This window comes from Embleya sp. NBC_00896 (assembly GCF_045207785.1).
GTDB lineage: Bacteria > Actinomycetota > Actinomycetes > Streptomycetales > Streptomycetaceae > Embleya.
Map to the genome: position 1 here is coordinate 1,872,995 of NZ_CP108777.1, position 14,019 is coordinate 1,887,013.

Below are 14,019 nucleotides of genomic sequence, written 5' to 3' on the forward strand. Positions count from 1 at the left end.
GACTCGCCGCCCAGGCCAGCCGCCACACCTGTGCCAGGGCGACCGGCAGCCGGGTCAGCATCCGGCCCAGCCCGGCGCCGGCCGCCTCGCCGTCGAACGAGTTCTCCGATTCCCCACCCAGCTCGCCGAACTCGCCCTGCTCCGGTTGTGGTTGCCCCTCCATGCCGATCCCCTCCCCGACGACGCGACGAAGGCGGCGTCCAGGAGTCGAGCATCCGGCACCGCGTCGCACGCCGGCCACCGATTCGACAGACCGCCGAACAGACGCCCGAACGGAAAGCCGAACAGACCGCGGATCCGGCCCACGACAGCAGGGCATCGCGTTTAGGGTTCTGCGATGCGCATGTACCTCTCCTCCTTTCGGATCGGCGACCACCCCGACCGACTGCTCGACCTGCTGGGCGCCGCGGGACCCGGCGAGATCGCGGTCGTCGCCGACGCCATGGACGGCCAGTCCGCGACCGAGCGCGCGGCCGGCGTCGAGCGCGAGGTCGGCGCGCTCCGGGCCCTGGGGCTGCGCCCGAGCGAGGTCGACCTGCGCGCGTTCTTCGACCGGCCCCCGGGCGAAGTCGGGGCCGTCCTCGCCCGGTTCCCCGCGGTCTGGCTCCGCGGCGGCAACGTGTTCATGCTGCGCTACGCGCTCGCGCGCAGCGGCGCGGACGTCGCGCTGACCGACCTGCTGCGCCGCGACGCGCTGGTCTACGCCGGATACAGCGCCGGCGCCTGCGTGCTCGCGCCGAGCCTGCGCGGCCTGGAACGCTGCGACGATCCGGACGTGGTGCCCGAGACCTACGGCGACCCGACGCCCTGGGCCGGCCTCGGCATCCTCGACCACGCCGTCGTGCCGCACGTGGACTCACCCGAGCACCCCGAGTCGGCGGCCCTCGACCTCGTCGCCGCCGGCTACCGCGCGGCCGGCACCGCGCACCGTACCCTGCGCGACGGTCAGGTCCTGGTCGTGGACGGCGCGGAGGCCGCCGTGCACTGACCCCTCCCGGCGGGGCGTACGAGAGCCGTTCGGGAGGCCGTCAGGAACCGCCGCCGGAAGGGTTTCGGTAAATCCTTGCGGCCACGGCACCGGCGCATGACGGCCCGAGGGCCGGACGATGACGGTTGGCCGAACTTGTGGCGGACCCCCTTGGCCCGGACGGTCCCGGCTCGGCACGGTGGGCGCGACAAGCTCGCCGACGATCTTCGGGGGATTCTCGTGTTCGGTCGATCTCGCTCCGATGGCCTGCGCCGATCCGGCATCGCCGCAGCCGTCCTCGCCACCACGGCCGTCCTGGCCGGTCCCGTCCCCGCCGCCCAGGCCACGAACGCGACGGTGGACGCGAACGCGCGCGGCGCGTTCGGCGTGCATCGCGACGGCCGGCCGGTCGTGATCCCGTTCGGGACCGCCCGCGACGGTGAGGGATTCGTGTCGCTGACGGTCGCGGCGCCGGGAATCGACTGGGGGACGCCGGGCGCCGAGTCCGCGGTCCTGCAACTGTTCGTGGACGACCGGCCCGCCGGCGATGTCGTGGTCTTCGGATCCACGCCCACCGAGCGCTCGTTCGCCCTCGGGGCGCTGCGCAAGGGTCGGCACAAGCTGACGATCCGTTACGCGGCCGACCGCTCGTCGCCGGCCGGATCGGTGGTCCGGGTCTCGCGGGTGCGTACCGACACCGTGGCCGAGAACGACCGCGATCACGCGGTGGCCGCGAACGCGCCCGTCCTGTACGGCCGGAGCATCGCCGGCGTGCCGGGCGGCGCGACCGGGCCGTTCCAGAACGCGGTCAGCGACACGCCCGTACTGGCGTGGCACCAGCAGGCCCCGGCGGCCACGCCCGGCCATCGGGTGCTGACCTACACGATCGTGTGGAGCAACGAGGACGGCGGCACCTCGACGCCCGCCCTGATGGCCCGGTGGGGCCGGACGACCGACATAGAGTGGGCCTATCGGGTCGAGGTGGACCGCCAGGGACGCGCGGTGCCCGGCACGGCGTTCTTCCAGTCGCCCAACCACGGCACGACGCCGTTCGCGGGCCGCTACGAGGACGGCCACCCGCTGCTCCAGACCTGCACGCTCAACAACAACCTGTGCGATGTCGTGGACAACCCGATGCGCTTCGCGCCGGCCGCGCTGGAGCGGCTGGTGGACCCGACCCGGACCGCGCGCGAGGAGATGGTGGACCGGCACCCGTGGGTGTACCCGGTGATGACCGACGAAGTGCGCCGCGAGGGCCGGGTGGTGGCCGACCCGCCCGCCGACACCACGACGTTGATCGCCGACCCGCGCGACTACCTGTACGCCGTCGTCCGCAAGAGCACGGCGGCGCCCGCGCCCGGTGCCGTCGGCTGGGTCGGGGTCACGCTCGGCGTGCGCCTGAAGGGCGACCCGACGCTGTACCGCTCGGACCGCGGCCGGGTCGACTGGTCGCTCCAGCGCGACGATCCGGCGGCGACGACGGTACGGCTGCCCGCCGGCACGAAGGTCTCGGACATCGTGGAGGTGGTGGCGATCCGCACGGTCGCGGGCACCGACACCGGAGCGGCCGTGACGGTGCACGGGGTCAATCGCGCGTTCCTGCTGGGCGCCGACGACCGCCCCGGTCGGCGGGTGTCCGTCCCCGCGGGGTCGGCCACGCTCACCGCGACCGCGCCCGAGGCGGTCCTGTACCGCCGCTGAGCCGAGGCCGAACCGACGCCGCGGCGGCGCGACCGGAGTGCTCCGGTCGCGCCGCCGCGCCGCGTCAGCCGGTGGTCGCCGGCGTCCGGTCGAGCGGCTCGGGCTCGTCGTCGGCCGCCGGAGCCCCGGCCGTTGCCGCCGCCGGCCCGCCCTCGGCGAAGCCGAAGCGGTCGTGGAAGCGGCGCAGCGGGCCGGGGGCCCACCAGGTCGCCTTGCCCACGAGGGCCAGGATCGCGGGGGCCAGCAGGCTGCGCACCACGAACGCGTCCACCAGTACCGCGAGCGCCAGACCGCCCCCGAGCATCATCGTGTTGGTCACCCGCGACGTGCCGATCGCGGCCATCACGACGGCCAGCACACAGGCGGCGGCGGTGATGATCCCGCCGGTCCGGGCGAGTCCGGTCGCGACCGCCCCGCGGTGGTCGCCGGTGCGGTCGTGCTCCTCCTTGACGCGCGAGATCAGGAATACGCCGTAGTCCATCGAGAGCCCGAACGCGATGCAGAACATCAGCACGGGCAGCGCGGTCTCGATCGAACCGGTCGCGGTGAAGTCCAGCAGGCCGGAGAGGTGGCCGTCCTGGACCACCCACACGACCGCGCCGAACATCGCGGTCAGGCTCAGCGCGGCGAAGACGATCGCCAGTATCGGCAGCACCACGCTGCCGGTGAGCAGGAAGACCAGGACGAACGTGGTCAGCAGGATCAGCCCGCCCGCGAGCCACAGCCGGCTGCCGATCGCGTGCTTGCTGTCGACGAGTTCGGCGGCCGATCCGCCGATCAGCGCGGGACCGGGGGCGGGTACGGCGCGCACGTCGTGCACCAGGTCCTGCCCGGCGGCGGAGAGGTCCTCGATGGCGGGGACGACGGATATGTACGCGCTGCCGGCGGCGCGGCGGCCGGTCTCGGCGGGGCCGGCGGGCGCGGTGCGGGCGCCGCGCTCGAAGGTGCCCCCGGGACCGACTACGCGGGCGACGCCGTCCAGCGCGGAGAGCCGGGCGCTGTAGTCGGCGGTGGTGTCGGGCTGTTGCCCGGTGCGTACGACGATCTCGATGGATCCGGTCGGCCGTCCGTCCACGTGGTCCCGGATGACCTGCTGGACCTGCCGGGACTCGGCCGACTTCGGCAGCTGCCGGTCGTCCGCGCTGCCGAACTGTACGCCCAGGAACGGCAGTCCGAGCGCGACCAGGACACCGGTGGTGAGCACGGCGACGAGCGGGGCCCGGCGCATGACCGCGCCGGTGAGGCGGTACCAGTTGCCGGCGTCGGCCGCGGCGGGGTCGTCGGTCGCACCGGCCGCGAGGTCGTCGGTCGGGCGCGTGCGTCCGGGGCGCAGTTTCGCGCCGAGGCGGCGAAGGGGACCGCGCAGGTCGCCCTTGTCGACCCGATGACCGAGCAGGACGAGCGCGGCGGGCAGCACGACGAGCGCGCCGAACGCGGCGAGCAGGACCACCGGGATGCCGGCGTACGCGAACGAGCGCAGGAAGTACTGCGGGAACACCAGCATCGCGGCCAGGGACACCGCGAGGGTGAGCGCGGAGAAGACCACCGTGCGGCCCGCCGTGTTGAGCATCGTCGCGACGGCCCGGGTCGGCGGCGCGCCGGCGGCGAGTTCCTCGCGGTAGCGGCGGACCACGAACAGGCCGTAGTCGACCGCGAGTCCGAGGCCGAGCACGGTGGTCAGGTTCTGCGCGAACACCGACACGTCGGTGACCGAGGAGACCGCGCGCAGCACCGCGTTCGTGCCGACCATGGCCAGGATGCCCACGCCGAGCGGCAGCAGCGCGGCGACCAGGCTGCCGAAGACCAGGATCAGGATCAGCAGCGTGATCGGCAGCGCGATCAGCTCGGCGCGGACCAGGTCCTCGGAGATGGTGGCCTGCATGTCGTGTCGGACCGCGACGCTGCCGCCGACCTCGACGTCGAGGTTTCCGCGTTCGCCCCGGTACTGCGGGGCCATCCGCTCGAACGCGTCGGAGGCGGCGGTGTCCTCGCCCTCGATGTGCGCGAGGACGAGCGCGTGCCGGCCGTCGTCGGTGCGCAGGGTGGGCGCGCCGGTGGTCCAGTAGGAGACGACGCCCTTGACGTCCGGCTCGGCGGCCAGCCGGTCCGTCAGTTCCTTGGCCTGGGCCGCGATCGCGGGCGCGTCCAGGGGTTGGTCGGCGCCGACGAGCAGGACCAGGTTGGGCCTGCTGCCGGGGAAGTCGCGGTCGAGCGCGGCGGCGGCGCGGGCCGACGACGACGCCGGGTCCTGGGCGCCGCCGCCCAGGAGACGGTCGCCGACGCCGCGACCGAGCAGGGCGGCACCGATCAGGAGGAGGAGGGCACCGAGGAGCAGCAGTCGGGGGCGGGCCGTGGTCAGGCGCGCCAGGGCAGCGAACATCGCCGAACCTTTCGTGGGTCGGTGGGTTGATCGGATCGAATGATCGTATGTGAAACATACGATATGTATGACGGTCCGTCTAGACGGCATATGATGTGGGACCGCTAACATGTGGGCATGACGGACCGACCCACCACGAGGCGTCCGCCGATGGGAGCGAGAACCGGGTACCGGCTGGTCAAGCTGGCCGATCTCCTGTTGGTGCTCGCCGATCGGACGCTCGCCACACTCGGCGTGAAGTCCAAGCACGTGCACGTGCTGGAGACCCTGTTGACGTACGACTCGCTGTCCCAACAGGACGTCAGCCGGCTGCTCGGGATCGACCCCAATGTGCTGGTGGGTGTGCTCGACGAGTTGGAGGCGCGGGGCTTCGCCGAACGCCGTCGCAACCCCCGCGACCGCCGGCGGCACGTCATCCAGGTCACCGATGCCGGCCGGGCGTTGGTCGCGGAGAGCACGCGACTGCTCGACGAGGCCGAGGACGCGTTCTTCACCGCCGTGTCGGCCGCGGACCGGCAGGTCGTGCACGACGCGGCGGGCCTGCTGCTCGCCGCGCACCGGCCGGGATGGTCCGAGGAGTCGCCCGGCGCCGGCTGCTGAACGGCCGCCGCCCGGCGCTTCCTCGTCCGGGCCCCGGAGCGGGCCGGTGGGAGCCCGAGCCCCGTTCGGACGCCACGACTTCGTCCGGATGCCACGATCCGCTTCCCCGCGCATCACCTTGCGCGGGCGAGAGTTGTGGGCGTCGACCGGAGCGAAGGAGACGCCCATGTCCCGATGGAAGACCGGCACGGCCGCGGTCCTGGCCGGGGCGGCCATCGCCGCCCTGCCGAGCACGGCGGGCGCCACCGCCACACACGGCCGGACCTTCGACCTGGAGGCCCATCGCGGCGGCCTCGGGCTGACCGTGGAGAGCACGATCGCGTCGTTCTCGAAAGCGCTCGACCTCGGCGTGTCCACGCTCGAACTCGACGTCCAGATCACCGAGGACGGCCGCGCGGTCGTCACCCACGACCGCAAGGTCGACGGCCGCAAGTGCGCCGACACCGGGCCGGCGCGGGCGGGCGATCCCGAGTTCCCCTACGTCGGCAAGTACGTCAACACGCTCACCCTCGCGCAGGTCCGCACGCTCGACTGCGGGTCGCGGCAGTTCCCCGGCTTCCCCGAGCAGCGCACCTCGCCGGGCGCCCGAATGCCGCTGCTCACCGAGGTGTTCGACCTGGTGAACCGCCGGCACGCGCGCGGTGTTCGGCTCAACGTGGAGACCAAGGTCGAGGCCGGCGCTCCGCAGGAGACCGCGCCGCGCGAGCAGTTCGTCCGGACGGTGGCCCACGAGGTGCGCCGGGCCGGGCTGTTGCGCCAGGTGACCGTACAGAGCTTCGACTGGGGCGCGCTCAAGCGGATGCGCGAGGTCGAACCGCGGTTGCCCCTGGTCGCGTTGACCAACTACGACTTCCTCCAGGTCGGGCAACCGGGCGCGTCGCCGTGGCTGGGTGGCCTGGACATCGACGACTTCGGCGGCGACCCGTTGCGCGCGATCAGGACGATCGGCGCCAGGACGTTCTCACCGGTGCACGGTTTCCCGCAGAACGGCACGGTCACCGACCCGAACTACCGCCCGTACGTGACCCGCGAACTGGTCGCCCGCGCGCACGCCCTCGGCATCAAGGTCGTGCCGTGGACGGTCGACGACCCGGCGACCATGGCCAAGCTCGTCGACGACGGCGTCGACGGCCTGATCACGGACTACCCCGACCGCCTCCGCACGCTGCTGGCCGACCGCGGCTACCGGCTGCCGCGGGCCTACCCGGCCGGGTGAGCTCGGCGGGGGCGGGGTGGGGGTGTTCGGCGAAGAAGGCGTGTCGGGACGCCGACAGGGCCGTGCCCGTCGACCTGGTGGTCGACGGGCACGGCCCTGTGGCTACCGCGTTGGGTGACTCTGGGATCAGAGGTTCACGCCGTGGGCGCGGAGGTAGGTGACGGGGTTGATGCCGCTGCCGTAGTTCGGGGTGGTGCGGATCTCGAAGTGCAGGTGCGGGCCGGTCACATTGCCGGTCGCGCCCGAGCGGCCGATCTGCTGACCGGTGCTGACCTTGCTGCCCGCGCTCACGCTGATGCTGGAGAGGTGCGCGTACTGCGAGTACTTGCCGTCCGCGTGCTTGATGACGACCTCGTTGCCGTAGGCGCCGCCGTTGCCGGCCTTGACGACCGTGCCGGAGGTGATCGCCTTGACGCTCGCGCCGGTGCCGACGACGAAGTCCTGACCGGTGTGGCTGCCGCTGGACCACAGCTTGCCGCCGGTGCCGAACGCGGTACCCAGCGAGCCGCTCACGGGAGCGACGTAGCCGGACGAGTTGCTCTTGGTGGCGGGGGCGACCTCGGCGGAGGCCTTCGCCTTCGGCGCGACCGGCGCCTTGGCCTTGGTGACCGGCTTCGGCGCGACCTTGACCGAGACGGAGGCCTTGGTCGGGGTCGACGGGGCGGTCGAGGTCTTCTCGGTGCCCTTGTCGGTGCCCTTGTCGCTGTCGTCCGAGGACGAGGAGGACGAGGCCGCACCGGAGAGGGTGAGCTTCTGGCCGATCTGGATCAGGTTGGGGTTGCCACCGATCACGGAGCGGTTGTCCTTGTACAGCTTGTGCCAGCCGCCCTCGACATCCTTCGCCGCGGCGATCTTGGACAGGGTGTCGCCCTTGACCACGGAGTAGGTGCCGTTCGAGGACTTGACCTCGATCTTCGGCGCGGGCTTGGACTCGGCCGACTTCTCGGTCGTGGCGGCCTTGGGGGCGACCTTGACGGTGGCCTTGCTCTCGGCCTTCGCCGAGGGGCTGACGGCCGGAGCCGCGCTGCCCTTGGTCAGGTTGGACGGGCCGGAGGTGTTGGGCCACGCGCCCGGGCCCTGCACGGCGAGGACCTTCTCCGCGATGGCGATCTGCTGGTCCTTGGTGGCCAGGTCCGCACGCGGGGCGTACTTGGTGCCGCCGAACTCGGTCCAGGTGCTCTGGGTGAACTGGAGGCCACCGTAGAAACCGTTGCCGGTGTTGATGTGCCAGTTGCCCGAGCTCTCGAGCATGGCGACCTTGTCCCAGGTCGAGACCGACGCGGCGTTGGCGGTCGCGAGGCCACCGATCAGCGGGGCGGCGACGATCGCGCCGGCCATGCCGACGGTCAGGGCGAGGCGGGTCTTCTTGGGCATGCGGGCAGGGGTGTTGAACGACTGCACGAAGAGTTTCCTTCTCCCACGCCTACGAAGTGAGCTGTCGGATTCGGGCTGGAGAGTCTCGCCCGGCCGTGTCTGGTCCCTCACGAGTGAGGAGACGCGGCTTCACCCCAAGCCGTCCAAATAGGGCGTCCGCGCACATGTCTGTGCAGACGCCCATGACGGCGTACCACTTGGTTCCCCCGCTCCTGCCTTTCGGGTACTCGTACCGTGGCCCCTCCGGCGGCAGGATTCGGCGAACCGGGAGGCGCAATCCGCTGGTGCACCAGACCGGTGCGGCGGAAGCACCAAACTACGCACAACACCCACTCGGATCCAAACATCACGATCGGTAGAAATCGCTGAATCGTGTCGAATCGGCGGAATATGGGAACCGAAAGTCCCGAGTCGTGCACGCATTGTGTCCGAGGGCTTGTCATTTCGGTGATCCGGGAATTACGCTTCGTGAGAATTGCGGAAGTGCGGTTCACGGTCCGTGCGAGAGCCTGACCATCGGTGCGTGCGATGTGACGTGCGTAACGTCGACGACCGCCGGCGGCTCGTTCGGTGGCTCACTCTGCCGCCGGTCGACGGCCGCCGCCGTGGTGTCGCGCCGCCAGCCGGTCGCGACCGAGGTGGGTCGCGCCGGCAAAGCCGAGCGCGGCGCCGGTGCGAGACGCCCGCCGAGGATCTCGGCGGCGGGGAGTGGCCGCCGGCGAGTACGGCCATCGAATATCTCGAATCACCGCGCGATTTGATCTTCCATGCCACATGACCTGGGATTGTGTATCGGCGAGGCGATTGACGCTTCCTTGGCCACGGGAATATTCGACGGTGAATTGTTGCGGGGGCAAGGATTCGTTGATCCCTGTTGATCTTCGTTGAATCTTCGTTGATCCTCGCGCTCGTTCCGATCGGTGCAATCGGTGCACCCCTGCGACGCCATTGCGAAGCATGGGGTGGAATCGCCGCCGCACGTCCGTCTTTCCATCGGTTTCCCGACAGTCGACACAATGCGAGTACATGTCCGGTGTATACCGGCCGACAATTCTGGCGATCCGGCGCGTGCCGGGCCGCCGCACCGGCGCTGCGCTCCGGCGGACCCGCTTCCCTATCGGGGGGAGCGGTCGGCGGAAACGAGTTTTCTACTTCCGGAGCGAATTCGAATGATCGCAGCCGGCTCAGTGGATTTCAGGTCGCAACCGGACCAAAATGACGCATTGCTCTCATTGACATTCGACACGTGAGACCCGGATGCTGTGCTCTGCTCGAATATCCGACCGAGGGAGCGCGAGTAACATGTCCGAAACGAATGCTTCGACGTCCGAAGCGATCTCCGAGCAGACGATGTACGAGCAACTCGGCGGTGGCCCGGTTATTCGTGAGGCAGTGGACCGCTTCTATCGCCTGGTATTGGCCGATCCGGAATTGGCCCCGTATTTCGAGCGCTCGGATGTGTCGGCCGTCAAGCGCCACCAGGCGCTGCTGCTGGCGTCCGTCCTCGGCGGCCCCGAGACCTACGACGGGCGGACCCTGGCCGCCGCGCACACCGGACTCGGCGTCACCGGCCCGCACTACGACAAGGTCTCGGCGTACCTGCTCGACGTCCTGGGCGAGATGGGCGCGCCGACCCACATCGCCGACGCCGTGGCCTCGACCCTGAAGGCCGTGCGCGACGACATCGTCCAGGACGACGGCGCGGTCGCCGAGGGAGTCCGCTGAGTCGTGGACACCACCCGCCTCAAGGAGAGCTGGCGCCTGGTGGCGGCGCACGGCGATCAGGTACCGCTGTACTTCTACTCGTCCCTGTTCCTCACCCACCCGCAGACGCGCGAGATGTTCCCGGTCTCCATGGCCGGGCAGCGCGGCAAGCTCGTCGAGGCGCTGGGACACGTCGTCTCGAACGTCGACGACCTGGACACCCTGGTCGTCTTCCTGGGGCAACTCGGCCGTGACCACCGCAAGTTCGCGGTTGTGGCCGAGCACTACCCCGCGGTGGGCGAGGCGTTGCTGGCGACGCTCGAACACTTCGCCGGCAGCGCGTGGACCCCGCAGCTGGCCGCCGACTGGGGCGCGGCGTACGGACTCGTCGCCAAGGTGATGTGCGACGCGGCCGACGAATCGGCCCGCACCACACCCGCGTGGTGGGACGCCGAGGTCATCCGACACGAACGCCGCGGCCTGGGACTGGTCGTGCTGACCGTCCGCCCGCACACCCGACTCGACTTCGTGCCCGGCCAGAGCGTGGCGGTGGAAACCGCGTTGCGGCCCCGCATGTGGCGCTACTTCTCGCCCGCCAACGCGCCGCGGGCGGACGGGACGCTGGAATTCCACGTGCGGGTGGTCGACGGCGGCAGCGTCAGCACCGCGCTGGCCCAGGGCATCCAGGCCGGCGACATGCTGCGGCTCGGCGCGCCCGTCGGACAGCGGCTCACGCTGGACGGCACCGGCGGACGCGATGTGGTCCTGCTCGCCGGCGGCACCGGGCTCGCCCCGTTCAAGGCCCTGATCGAGCACATCAAGTCCGAACACGACTACGGCGCCATCCGCAGGCGCGCGGTCGTCTACGCGGGCGCGCGCCAGACCCGCGAGCTGTACGACCTGCCCGCCCTGGAGGCGTACGCGCAGGCGTGCGAGTGGTTGACGGTGATCCCCACGGTCTCCGAGGACCCGGCGTATCGGGGCGAGATCGGGGAACCCGTGGACGTGGCACTGCGGCACGGTCCCTGGGGCGCCCACGAGGTGTACCTCTGCGGTTCACCGGACCTGGTCACGACCGGCCTCGCGAAGTTGCGTTCCGCCGGTCTGCCGGAGGAACGACTGCACTACGAGGAATTCGCCGGCTACGCGCAGCCCGGGCAGTCCCCGGCGACCGCGAACCGATCGACGGAGGTCAGTCATGAATCAGCCGCGTGGTGACGAAGAACGAGGCCGACCCCACCCCGGGTCGGCGATCCGGCACCGCACACCGCTGACTCCGCAGCGGGTCCGCTCCACCGAGTTCAACCGCGCGTCGCTGGCCCGCCGGGGCTACGACGTCGAAGAGGTCAAGATGTTCCTCGGCCGGATCGCCGAGGACATCGCGGCGAGCGACACCGAGAAGTCCGGGCTGCGCGCGGAGATCGATCGGCTCCGCGAGTGGTACCGGCAGCAGGGCGTCGAGACCGGTCCGCAGACGCAGGCGTCGACGTCCCTGGTGCCGGCCGTCAAGGCGGACAAGCAGGCGGTCGCGATGCTGTCGCAGGCCCAGCAGCAGGCGGACGCGTACGTCGCGCAGGCGGAGCAGTACTGCCGCCAGGTGATGGGCGAGGCCCGTCGGCAGGCGGACGAGATGCTGCGGGACGCGCAGGCGAGCGCCGAGTCCGCGGCGAACGACGCGGCGCGCGCGTATCGGGCGCAGGCGGGCGGTGAGTACGCGGCCGAGCTGGAGGAGATGCAGCGCCGGGTGGCGTGGCTGCGTGCGTTCTGCCACGCGATCCAGGTGCAACTCACCGCCGCGTCGGAGTCGTTCGCTCGCGAGGTGGCCAAACTCGCGGACCTGCCCGCGAACTTCCCCTCGACCGACTTCCTGTCCGCGGGACCGACCCCGGGGGCGGGGTACCGGCCGTAGTCGGGGCGTGACCGGCCTTGCGGACAGGGGTCCTTGCCGGTGGATGCCCCACCCACCGGCGAGGACCCGCGCCTCGGGCCTCGGGCCGCTCGCTGCCCCGACGTCGCCGCTCCGGACCACGCCCCGGCGGATCGGCGGTTGCTTGCCGGTGCCGGCCGTGAGTTTCGGGTTCGACGGGACGGCGGTGTCGGTGGGCACGGGGTTGGCCGATCGCCGATCGCCGGTTCGCGGGTGGTCAGCCGAGGGTGAGTGCCGCGGCGGCGGCTGCTCCCAGGGTCGTGCCGGCGATGGTCTGGGCGAGGGTGTGGTAGCGCAACGCGACTCGGGACCAGCACACGGCGACCACGCCGGCGTAACCCGTCAGCCACCAGGCGCCGCCCGCGACGGCGAGCAGGGCGACGGTCGCGGAGGCCACGGTGCAGTCCACGCTGATCTTCCACGCGGCGTTCACGACCAGCAGGACGACGGTCATGCCCCACATCGCGAGCATCGCGACCACCAGGCGGTTCGGGGCGCCGGCGGCGAGCATCAGGGCGGTGCCGGCGCCGATGGAGGTCAGGATCACCGCGAAGATCCGAGGCCGTTGGCGCCGGTCGACGACGTGCCGGTCGCCCCATGTGCCGCGCCGGCGCTCCCACTGGATGTACGCGGCCGGGACGATGCCGGCGCAGCCGGCAGCGACCAGGCCCCACGCGGCGCCGGTCCACGAGCGCGCGACGACGGCGCCGAGGGTGATCAGCCCGACCAGGAGGGTGTTGCGCGGCTGGAGGACGTCGGTGACCAGTCGCGCGGCGACCCGGACCCGGTCTGCGGTCGGCGGCGCGGCGGAACCCACGCCCGAACCGACCTCGTTCTCGGCAACACGGTTGTCCATTCCCGTACGGTAGCGGGGGCCGCCGAGGCCGCCGACGGCCGGGCGCTCCGCCGGGCGCACGCGCGCACGCGGCCGGCACGGCCACATACCGCCACCACTTCATCTGCAACCCATGCCCACCGCGTCCGGCGCGCACGGAGAAGGAGTGGAATCCCTCCACCATGGGGTTGTCGATCGTCACGCGGTCGACGCCGCCGTCGAGCGCGAACCCGCCCACCGCCGCATGTAGGCGGCCGCTCGGTGTGGGCGTGGTGGGATCTCCCGGCCTGCGGCCCGCTTGTCCTCCAACGCCGGACGGGCTGGAGGGTGGCCTCGTCCCGTTGTCCTCACGCCGGGCGGGCGCTACCCATAGCCCGGCCGGCGTTTGAGGCCGAACAGCCCGTCCGGCGTTTGAGGACAAGCGGGCCGCAGGCCGGCCCGCCCCGCAGGCCGTGTCCGTTCGCGCCCGCCGCGAGCGCGGCGGTGGTGACGCCCGGCTCGACGACGGCGAGCCGCACAGGTTGGATGAGGCGCCGTCACATCACGGCGAGCTGGCCGCCGTCGACGACGAGCTCCGCGCCGTGCACGAAGGCCGCGTCCTCGGACGCCAGGAACGCGTAGGCGGCGGCGACCTCCTCGGCCAGTCCGGCGCGCCCGAGCGGGATGCGGTCGGCGACATGGCTCGCCTCGAATTCGCCGTCGGTCATCGCGCCTGCGATCGAGGCGTTCAGTGGTGTACGGATGTATCCGGGACACAGGGTGTTCACCCGGATCCCGTACCGGCCCAGCTCCACCGCCATGGTCTTGCCCAGCAGGAGGACTCCGCCCTTGGAGGCGTTGTAGTGCGCGTAGTCCTCCTCGCCCGCGATCCCGTTCGTGGAGGACATGTTGACGATCGCCCCGCCGCCGCGGCCGATCATGTGCCGGCCGACCGCCTGCGCGACCAGGAACATCCCGCGCAGGTTGACCGCGAGCATCCGGTCGAAGTGCTCCGGGGTGATCTCCAGGAAGGGTTCGCGCCAGGCGATGCCGGCGTTGTTCGCGAGCACGTCGATGCAGCCGAGCGCCTCGGCGGCGGCGTCGACCAAGGCGTTGGCACCCTCCACGAGGCTGACGTCCGCGGCGAATCCGGAGACCTCGCCGTACGGTCGCAACTCGGTGACGGCCTGCCGGACCTCGGCGGCGTCGAGGCCGCCCACGAACACCCGGCACCCCTCCTCGAGGAAGCGTCGGGCGGCCGCCAGGCCGATGCCGCTGCTGCCACCGCTGACCAGTACCCGTTTACCGATGAGTCCGCGCATCGCTGCTTCTCCTC

At 71.6% G+C, this 14,019-nt stretch carries 11 protein-coding genes and 1 riboswitch; of the genes, 7 read left to right on the plus strand and 4 right to left on the minus strand.

Features of this window, described 5'->3' with window-relative positions; genetic code table 11:
* Nucleotides 1-337 precede the first annotated feature (337 nt).
* Together OG928_RS41770 and OG928_RS41775 are read left to right on the plus strand one after the other, a co-directional pair.
* Complete coding sequence (locus tag OG928_RS41770; protein WP_331767238.1) at nt 338-988, plus strand: Type 1 glutamine amidotransferase-like domain-containing protein; 651 nt, start codon at nt 338-340, stop codon at nt 986-988.
* A gap of 219 nt (nt 989-1,207) precedes the next feature.
* Nucleotides 1,208-2,668 (plus strand): hypothetical protein, encoded by a 1,461-nt coding sequence (locus tag OG928_RS41775; protein ID WP_331767239.1) that lies wholly within the window; start codon nt 1,208-1,210, stop codon nt 2,666-2,668.
* 64 nt (nt 2,669-2,732) lie between these two features.
* Here the strand turns inward: OG928_RS41775 and OG928_RS41780 are convergent, their stop codons facing one another.
* Nucleotides 2,733-5,048 (minus strand): MMPL family transporter, encoded by a 2,316-nt coding sequence (locus OG928_RS41780; protein WP_331767240.1) that lies wholly within the window; start codon nt 5,046-5,048, stop codon nt 2,733-2,735.
* 117 nt (nt 5,049-5,165) lie between these two features.
* On the opposite strand from OG928_RS41780, the gene OG928_RS41785 reads away from it, so the two are divergent.
* Together OG928_RS41785 and OG928_RS41790 are read left to right on the plus strand one after the other, a co-directional pair.
* On the plus strand, nt 5,166-5,648 hold the full coding sequence (locus OG928_RS41785; protein ID WP_406291705.1) for a MarR family winged helix-turn-helix transcriptional regulator: 483 nt from the start codon (nt 5,166-5,168) through the stop codon (nt 5,646-5,648).
* A gap of 166 nt (nt 5,649-5,814) precedes the next feature.
* Nucleotides 5,815-6,864, plus strand: a complete 1,050-nt coding sequence (locus tag OG928_RS41790) for a glycerophosphodiester phosphodiesterase family protein (RefSeq protein ID WP_331767242.1) — start codon at nt 5,815-5,817, stop codon at nt 6,862-6,864.
* 126 nt (nt 6,865-6,990) lie between these two features.
* On the opposite strand, the gene OG928_RS41795 is transcribed toward OG928_RS41790, so the two are convergent.
* Nucleotides 6,991-8,238 carry a transglycosylase family protein gene (locus OG928_RS41795; protein ID WP_331768300.1) on the minus strand — a complete coding sequence of 416 codons (1,248 nt, stop codon included), beginning with the start codon at nt 8,236-8,238 and terminating at the stop codon, nt 6,991-6,993.
* Between the two features lie 31 nt (nt 8,239-8,269).
* Nucleotides 8,270-8,510: riboswitch (cyclic di-AMP (ydaO/yuaA leader) on the minus strand.
* A 1,030-nt stretch (nt 8,511-9,540) separates the two neighbouring features.
* Between OG928_RS41795 and OG928_RS41800 the strand changes: the two genes are divergently transcribed.
* From OG928_RS41800 to OG928_RS41810, 3 genes are read left to right on the plus strand one after another with little or no spacing between them, the layout of a single operon-like run.
* Complete coding sequence (locus OG928_RS41800; RefSeq protein ID WP_331767243.1) at nt 9,541-9,963, plus strand: group 1 truncated hemoglobin; 423 nt, start codon at nt 9,541-9,543, stop codon at nt 9,961-9,963.
* Between the two features lie 3 nt (nt 9,964-9,966).
* A complete protein-coding gene (locus tag OG928_RS41805; protein WP_331767244.1) occupies nt 9,967-11,160 on the plus strand; it encodes a globin domain-containing protein in 1,194 nt (397 codons plus the stop codon).
* Nucleotides 11,141-11,851 carry a DivIVA domain-containing protein gene (locus OG928_RS41810; RefSeq protein WP_331767245.1) on the plus strand — a complete coding sequence of 237 codons (711 nt, stop codon included), beginning with the start codon at nt 11,141-11,143 and terminating at the stop codon, nt 11,849-11,851. The genes OG928_RS41805 and OG928_RS41810 overlap by 20 nt, the downstream gene beginning before the upstream one ends.
* Before the next feature lie 235 nt (nt 11,852-12,086).
* Here the strand turns inward: OG928_RS41810 and OG928_RS41815 are convergent, their stop codons facing one another.
* Nucleotides 12,087-12,725, minus strand: a complete 639-nt coding sequence (locus OG928_RS41815; RefSeq protein ID WP_331767246.1) for a hypothetical protein — start codon at nt 12,723-12,725, stop codon at nt 12,087-12,089.
* A gap of 515 nt (nt 12,726-13,240) precedes the next feature.
* Entirely contained in the window at nt 13,241-14,005 is a 765-nt protein-coding gene (locus OG928_RS41820; protein ID WP_331767247.1) for an SDR family oxidoreductase, read from the minus strand.
* Between the last annotated feature and the right edge of the window lie 14 nt (nt 14,006-14,019).